This window comes from Hydrogenophaga sp. (assembly GCF_028698005.1).
Taxonomy (GTDB): domain Bacteria; phylum Pseudomonadota; class Gammaproteobacteria; order Burkholderiales; family Burkholderiaceae_C; genus Hydrogenophaga.
The window spans coordinates 1-7690 of sequence record NZ_JAQVEJ010000140.1 but is presented as its reverse complement, the minus strand read 5'-3'; the positions used below and the strand labels follow the sequence as shown (position 1 = coordinate 7690).

Annotated in this window: 4 protein-coding genes, 2 tRNA genes and 1 pseudogene; 4 read left to right on the top strand and 3 right to left on the bottom strand. The window is 66.6% G+C overall.

Annotation, left to right across the window (positions count from 1 at the left end; genetic code table 11):
- Both PHQ87_RS12575 and PHQ87_RS12570 read left to right on the top strand, forming a co-directional pair.
- The coding region (locus tag PHQ87_RS12575; RefSeq protein WP_300234808.1) for an HU family DNA-binding protein at positions 1–127 on the top strand (127 nt) is incomplete at its 5' end.
- Positions 128–154: 27 nt separating this feature from the next.
- Positions 155–230, top strand: a tRNA-Val gene (locus PHQ87_RS12570).
- Between the two features lie 95 nt (positions 231–325).
- Here PHQ87_RS12570 and PHQ87_RS12565 read toward each other — a convergent pair.
- Positions 326–3877 (bottom strand): DUF748 domain-containing protein, encoded by a 3552-nt coding sequence (locus PHQ87_RS12565; protein ID WP_300234804.1) that lies wholly within the window; start codon positions 3875–3877, stop codon positions 326–328.
- Between the two features lie 394 nt (positions 3878–4271).
- On the opposite strand from PHQ87_RS12565, the gene PHQ87_RS12560 reads away from it, so the two are divergent.
- Entirely contained in the window at positions 4272–6176 is a 1905-nt protein-coding gene (locus tag PHQ87_RS12560; protein ID WP_300234801.1) for a SurA N-terminal domain-containing protein, read from the top strand.
- 40 nt (positions 6177–6216) lie between these two features.
- A tRNA-His gene (locus PHQ87_RS12555) sits at positions 6217–6292 on the top strand.
- 167 nt (positions 6293–6459) lie between these two features.
- Here PHQ87_RS12555 and PHQ87_RS12550 read toward each other — a convergent pair.
- Together PHQ87_RS12550 and PHQ87_RS12545 are read right to left on the bottom strand one after the other, a co-directional pair.
- A pseudogene (locus PHQ87_RS12550) lies at positions 6460–6607 on the bottom strand (ISL3 family transposase); the annotation flags it as partial.
- A 179-nt stretch (positions 6608–6786) separates the two neighbouring features.
- On the bottom strand, positions 6787–7647 hold the full coding sequence (locus PHQ87_RS12545; RefSeq protein WP_300234798.1) for an isocitrate lyase/phosphoenolpyruvate mutase family protein: 861 nt from the start codon (positions 7645–7647) through the stop codon (positions 6787–6789).
- Positions 7648–7690 lie beyond the last annotated feature (43 nt).

Genomic DNA, 7690 nt, shown 5'->3' with positions numbered 1-7690 from the left:
CTTCTCGGTGACCAAGCGCCCGGCACGCAAAGGTCGCAACCCGCGCACGGGTGCTGAAATCAAGATCAAATCTGCCAAGGTGCCCAAGTTCCGCCCGGGCAAGGCACTCAAGGACGCGCTGAACTGACCACAGCGCGGCGCTGCACAACAACGGGGGTGCTTAGCTCAGTTGGTAGAGCGGCTCTCTTACACGGAGTAGGTCGGCGGTTCGAGCCCGTCAGCACCCACCACCCGGTTATCGCAGGAAACGAGGACTTGGAGCGATCCAAGTCCTTTTTTGTTGCTGTTGCCGCTCTCCTTGCCCCCCATCCGGCCAGCCTGCGCCTCAGTTCAGCGCCAGTGACAGCTGCGCCTGCGGCGCCCAGGTGTCGGCATCGTTGCCCGCTGAGCCGAGCCTCACGGCGCCCAGGAACAGCCGGTCCAGCGGCACGCCCCGGCTGGCCAGATGGTCGCGCACCGCCACGCCGCGCGCGACCGCGAGTGCATTCATGGCGTCGTCCGGCACGGTGATGTTCTCGACCAGCAAGGCCTCCATCTGCTCGACCGGAATGTCCTTGGCCAGCCCGATGACGTTGCGTGGTTTCTTGATGTCGGCGCGCCGGTAGATCTGCCGCAACAGCTCGGGGTACTCGGCTTCCTGCACCGGTCCCACCTGCGACGGGTTCTGCCCCGCACGAACGGCCTGGCGACGCTTTTCCGACTGCACCATGTGCCGCAGTTGCGCGCGCTTCCAGGCGGCCCGCTCGCGCTCCAGATCGGCCTGTCCCACCACCGTCATGCGCAGCCGCGGGCGGTCGATGAGCGCCTGCGCCACCTTGTCCAGCGATGCCCTGGCCGCGTCGTCGAGTGTGGCCAGACCGGGCGCGAACGCCACCACGTTCGCATCCGCGCCATCGCCATCGAGTGCGCTGGCCAGCAAGGAGAACGGCGCCGTGACGGCCTTGACGATCAGGTTGGTGATGGCCCGGATGATCAGGCCGCCGAGGCTGAACTCGGGGTCGTTGAGCGAGCCGCTGATGGGCAGGTCCACGTCGATCACGCCGCTGCGATCCGCCAGCAGCGCCGTGGCCAGTTTGACCGGCAGACTGGCCGGTGCGCCCTCGACCTGTTCGCCGAACTCGAGCTGGTTGAGCACCAGGCGGTTGCTGGCCGTGAGCTGGCCATCGGGCAGCACCTTGTATTGCACGTCCATGCTCATCTTGCCGCGCTCGATGCCATGGCCCGCGTACTTGACGGAGTAGGGCGAGAGGGCCGGCAGCTCCAGTCCGCGCACGTGTCCCTCAATGTCCAGCGCCAGTGGCTGGGCCAGCGGGTTGAGCTGGCCCGTGACCTCCAGTGCCGCCGTACCCTGCACCAGGCCCGACAGGCGGATGCCGGCCATGTCGGGTTGCGTCTGACCCTCGGGCACCTGCGACGAGAACGCGCTCAACTGACCGTTGAGCTCGGTGATGTCCGCCGAGTAGTTGGGTTTGATGAACCGGTCGGCAAAGGCCACGGTGCCGTTGCTCACCTCGACCGGGCCGAAGCGGATCACCGGCGAAGGCGAGGGGGATGGGCCGGCCTCGCTGTCAGAGGCGGTCGCGGATTCCCTGACCAGGTCCTGCAGATTCAGCCGGCCGCTTTCCTGCACCACGATGCGCGCGAAGAAGTCGCTCAGCGCCGTGCGCCGGATGTCCACCGACAGGGGTTGCCCGGGCTGCAGGCGCACGCCGATGCCTTGCAGGGCGAGCGATTTCCAGTTGAGCAGAGGCTCGGCAGTGGTGCCCGATGGCATCAGGCCGGAAGGCGCACCTCCGGCCTGCGCACGCGTGAGGGTGCGCGCGCGGAAGTCGTCCACCATCGCGTCACCCGTGACGCGCAGGTCGATGCCGCCCGCGGTGTCGCGCAGCGCCAGTTCGCCCTTGAAGCCGGTGTCGGCGCGGCGGACCTCCATGTTCAGCAATGAGGCCACATAGGGTTCCAGGGCGTGCAGTGGCAGACGGCTGGCACTGATCTTGGCCTGCACCGCCAGTGGCTGCAACGCGATCGTGCCGCCGGCCAACAGCCGTCCCGGGTCGGTACGGCCCGCGCCCATGCGGGCGCTGAAACGGAACGGCGAGGGCCGCGCCGCACGGCGGGCCAGGGGGGCCAGGCCTTTCACGTCGAGCGAAAGGTCCGACACCGAGAATGCCACGGGCGAGGCCGCCGCGTCGTCGCGCCAGCCCAGCGCCGCCTGGCGGATCAAGACTTCATCGAGCAGAACGTCCCATGTCTGGCCATGCCTGGCACTATCGGTGACCGGTGTTTCATCCCCTGCACCTGAGAGCCAGTGCTCATACATCCAGCGGCCCTGTGCATCGCGCGTCACCTGTACGCGCGCGCCATCGAGCCATACCTTGCCCACACGCACCTGCTGGCGGTCGATGCGCACCTCGGCATCGCTGATCTGCAGGGTCGCGAGCGTGGCGGTGGTCCTGGCCGGCAGCTTCACGAGTTGGGTGGCTGCGGCACAGTCCTGTTGGTCGGCACAGGCCAGTGTGCCCTGGCGCAGGTGCAAGTCGGCCACACGCACGACCAGCCCGGGCTCGCCCCATTGCACCTCGCCCTTGATGCCAAGCTGTCCGCCCAGACGCGGGCGCAGCGTCTGGGCGAGATAGGGGTGCAGACCGGTCACATCCAGGTCGTCCAGCGAGACGTCCACCTTGCCGTGGCTGCCCTTGGCCAGGCCCTTGAACGACAGCGCTGCCGGTTGTCCCGATGCATCCCGCGCGACGAGAATCTCGGCGCTGCCTTTGAACGGCAGCTCACCGGCCAATGGCCAGCGGACTTGCCTGGCGTCCAGGGTCAGACCGTCGAGGCGTGCCTGCGCTCCACCGGGAACACCCTGGTCGCTCCAGTTCACCTGGCCGGCGCTGATCGCCAGCTGGTCGACACGCACCTGCCAGTCAGTGCCCCTCATGTCGCTGCGTGACGCCTGTGCAGGAGACGAGGTGGTCAGTTGCGCCAGATTCAGCCGCCCCTGTGCGTCGCGGCCCAGGTGCAACCGGGGATTTTCAAGGGACACGCTGTCCGCATGAATGGATTGTTCCAGCGGTGCCAGATCGGTCAGCCGCACACGCAGGCCGTCAACCGCGATCAACTCGGCACTTTGCCGGTTCTTGAGCACCACCTGCCGCGCAGCCACGCCGCCCGAGATTTTCAGCCGCACCTTGGGCTGCTGCGTGAACGACAGGCGCAGGTCCAGGTCGAGTCGGCCCGATGACAGCGCCACCGGCAGGTCGGCCGGCAGATAGGCGGTGTACCGGGTCAGGTCCAGATCGTCCAGCTTCAGTCGGGCATCGGTCTGGTGGTCATCGGTGAAGGGTGTCGTCTCCGTCTGCGAGTCGAACGTGCTGCCGTCGAGCCGGAACGCCAGGTGCGGACGGACTTTCACCTCTCGCTGGGAGTCGAGGTTGGCGATGAAGGGCACGCTCAGCGTCAGGTTGTTGACCTCGTGCGTGCCGGAGCGGGGCTCGTCCCGGAACACGATCCGGCCGCCGCGCAGTTCGACGTTGTAGATCGCGAACCGGAGCGGACCGGACGAAGGCTCATCGGTGCCGCCGGAGAGCCGCTGCAGGATGTCGTCGAAGTCGTAGCGGCCCTCGCCCTGGTGTGTGACGGACAGCGACGGGTCGTCGATCTGCAGCGCATCGAGCACCGGGCCGAGCCGGAACACGGACTGCCAGGCAGCGTTGGCATGCAGACGCCGCACCTGCAGTTGCGGGGGGGCGCCATCGGGCCCGGCCACCGCCAGGTCGCGCAGTGTCAGCGCCAGGCTCCATGGGCGGAAGTCCACCTCGCCGACGGTGACGGACCGTCCCAGCCGGTCGCTGGCGACCTGCTGCAGTCCGTATTTCACCAGCGGTGGAATGCCCAGCCACGTCAGCAGCCAGGTCAGAAGGACGATGCCGATGGTCCATGTGGTGCGGCGCCTCCATCGGGAGTCTGGTCCCTTCGGCCACCACGCACGATGCTTTCGTTTTTGTTGGGCGCTGTCGTCCCGCATTCCGGTCATGGCGCGCATTGTGACGCAGGCCCTGTAAACGCTTCGTGCGCAGATGTAAGAGCGCCCAACTTTCGCCATGTCGCGCGTGACACGATGACGGTGCCCATGGCAGTTTCGCCACGCCGCACGAGCGCTTGAACCCGGTGGGGTCGCACCGCCTGCACAGAGGCCGACCGGGTAGAATGAACGGCCCCTTTTTTGGGCATCTGGCGGTTCTTCAGCCAGTCTGTTGCAGGATATTCACCGCATGTTCGAATCCATACGCAATCACAAGAAGTACCTGATGGGTTTCTTGCTGATTCTCATCATTCCTTCTTTCGTGCTGTTCGGCATTGAGGGCTACACACGCTTCAACGAGCAGGGCGAAACCGTCGCCAGCGTGGATGGGCACGACATCAGCAAGGCCGAGTGGGACCAGTTCCACCAGGCCGAAGTCCAGCGCCGCCAGCAGGAAATGCCGGGCCTGGACGTCAGGCTGCTGGACACCGAGCAGGCCCGCTTCGCCACGCTGGAGCGCATGGTGCGCGACCGCGTGGTGGCGCTGGCCGCCGACAAGATGCACCTGGTCACCAGCGACCAGAAACTGGCGCGCGAGTTGCAAGCCAACGAGCTGATTGCCTCGCTGCGCAAGCCGGACGGCACGCTCGATGTCGATGCCTACCGGCAATTGCTGGCCCGCCAGGGGATGAGCCCCGAGATGTTCGAAGCCCAGGTACGCGCCGAACTGTCGCGCCAGCAGGTGATCGACGGGCTGGCGGGCACCGCCTTCTCGCCGGCGGGGGTGGCCAACGTGACGCTCGACGCCTTCTTCCAGCGGCGCGAGGCGCGTGTGCGCTTCTTCCATGCCGCCGACTACACGGCCAAGGTGCAGCCCAGCGATGCCGATCTGGAGGCCTTCTACAAGAACAACGCCGCGCTGTTCCAGGCGCCCGAGCAGGTCGACGTCGAATACGTGCTGCTGGATGGCGCGGCCATCGCCAAGGACGTCACGCTCAACGAGGACGAACTGCGCCGGTACTACGATGAGAACGCGGCCCGCCTGGCAGGACCGGAGGAGCGGCGCGCCAGCCACATCCTGCTGACTTTCCCGAATGGTGCCAGCCAGGACGACAAGGAGCAGGTGCGTGCCAAGGCCCAGGCCCTGCTGGACAAGCTGCGCCAGAACCCGGCGAGCTTTGCCGAGTTGGCCAAGGCCGAATCGCAGGATCCGGGCTCCGCATCCAACGGGGGCGATCTCGACTACTTCGGCCGGGGCGCCATGGTCAAGCCCTTCGAGGACGCGGTGTTTTCCATGGCCAAGGGCGACATTTCCGACCTGGTCGAAAGCGAGTTCGGCTATCACATCATCACACTGACCGACATCCGGGCCCCCGAGCCACGCAGCTTCGAGGACATGCGCGCCACGCTCGAGGCCGACCTCAAGCGCCAGCAGGCCCAGAAACTGTTCAGCGAGCGCGCCGAAACCTTCAGCAACCTGGTGTACGAGCAGTCCGACACTTTCCAGCCCGTGGCGGACGCGTTCAAGCTGCCGGTGCAGACCTTCAAGGGCCTGACACGCGACGGCACGAGCCCCGATGCCGGCGCCCTGAATGACCCCCGTGTGCTCGAGGCCATCTTCGCGGCCAATGCCCTGGACAAGAAGCTCAACACCGAGGCCATCGACCTCGGCGGCAACCGGCTGGTGTCGGCCCGCGTCCTGAACCACCTGCCGGCACGCACCCGCCCGCTGGACGAGGTGCGCGACGATGTGCGTTCCCGCCTGGTGGCGCAACGCGCGGCCGAACTGGCCCAGGAAGACGGTGCGGCACAACTGGACGCGCTGCGCCAGGGCGGTGCCGACAAGTCGATGGGAGCGTTGCTGACGCTGTCGCGTGACCAGCCCGCGGATCTGCCGCGCGCGGTGCTGGATGCCGTGCTCAGCGCCGACCCGAAACAGTTGCCTGCCTGGCAGGGCGTCAAGCTCGGCGACCAGGGCTACGCCGTGGTCAAGGTCGAGCAGGTGCTGCCGCGTGCGCCGCGCGAGGAAGCGGCCAAGGCTGGCGAGGTCGGCCAATACAACCAGGGATGGGCCGCCGCCGAGGCGCAGGCCTACTACGAGTGGCTCAAGGACCGCTACAAGGTCAGGATTTTGGTCAAAGCACCACAACCTTGATGCCATGGCCTGAAGTTCAGGCTATAATCAAAGGCTCACGGTGGCTGTAGCTCAGTTGGTAGAGTCCAGGATTGTGATTCCTGTTGTCGTGGGTTCGAGCCCCATCAGCCACCCCAGATAAAGCAAGCACTTAGCCCGGTTTTCAGCCGGGCTTTGTCGTTTTCTCACCCTCGGAATTCCCACCGTGGGAATATTCGGCACCCAGCGCATCACGTTTGACCACCTTCATGCGGTCGTAAACGCTGGCCGTCTTGGCAGGGTTGGCGTGCAGATCGGGCAGCTCGCCCCGCTCCTCTTTGTGTCGGCTGACCTTGCCCACCGGCCTCAGGTGCAGCGACAGCGTGCGTCCATCGCTCTTTGGCCACTCCACCCGCTCCAACTGATCAGCCCTTCCAATACCCCAGCTTCTGCAGCGTCTTGCGATCCAGCATGCCCCCCCAGCGGCTCGTCATTGCAGACCTCAGCATAGGGGGCGGCGATCTTCCGTCCCCGGAAATCTCCGAAGAACCTGAAAATGCCCTGGCTGAATAGGTGTTGCCCAGGCCCATCAGGGCGATGGCCTGGCCCAGAGGGATGGCAAGGGAGGTGCGGTGGGGTGCCGCACGCGCCGTCAGGTGTAGCGCTTTTCCAGTGCGTCCCACTCGGGCTTGCCGACCAGGCGCTGGCGTTCGGCGAACGGGGTGACGAGGCCGCTGGATTCCTGCACCTCTTTTTCGTCGCGCAGCACGGTCAGCGCCTTCTGCATGCCGGCCACGGCGCCCTGCAGCGCGGCGTTGGCGTAGAGCACGATGCCGAAGCCCAGCCCGCCGAGCTGCTCGGCGTTGAAGATGGGCGTGCGGCCGCCGATCACCATGTTCATGAGCTGTGGCTTGGGCAGGCGCGAGGGCAGGGCGCGCACCTCTTCGGCCTTGGTCACCGCCTCGACGAACAGGATGTCGGCGCCGGCTTCGGCGAACTTGTGCGCGCGCTCCACGGCGGCCTCGAAGCCCTGCGTGGCGGCGGCATCGGTGCGGGCCATGACGAGCAGGTCGGCGTCGTGGCGGGCGTCGACGGCGGCCTTGATCTTGCTCACGGCTTCCTCGGTCGAGATGACGGCCTTGCCATCGAAGTGGCCGCAGCGCTTGGGCGCCACCTGGTCCTCGAACTGGATGCAGTCGGCGCCGGCGCGCTCCAGCGTGCGCACTGTATGGCGCACGTTCAGCGCATTGCCGAAGCCGGTGTCGGCATCGACCAGCAGCGGCACCTGCACCGCATCGCGGATACGCGCCGTGTGCTCGGCGATCTCGTGCAGGCCCATGAAGCCCTGATCGGGCATGCCGAACCACATGTTGGTGACACCGGCGCCGGTGACGTAGATGGCCTCGAAGCCGAGGCCTTCGACGACCTTGGCCGAGAGGGCATTGAAGGCGCCGGGAACGATGACGCCCCGGCGGGCCTCGATGAGGGCTTTGAGTTGTTTTCGGGTGGACATAGGGTGCTGCCTTCTCGGGTCAGAAACTGTCTTGGGGGACGCG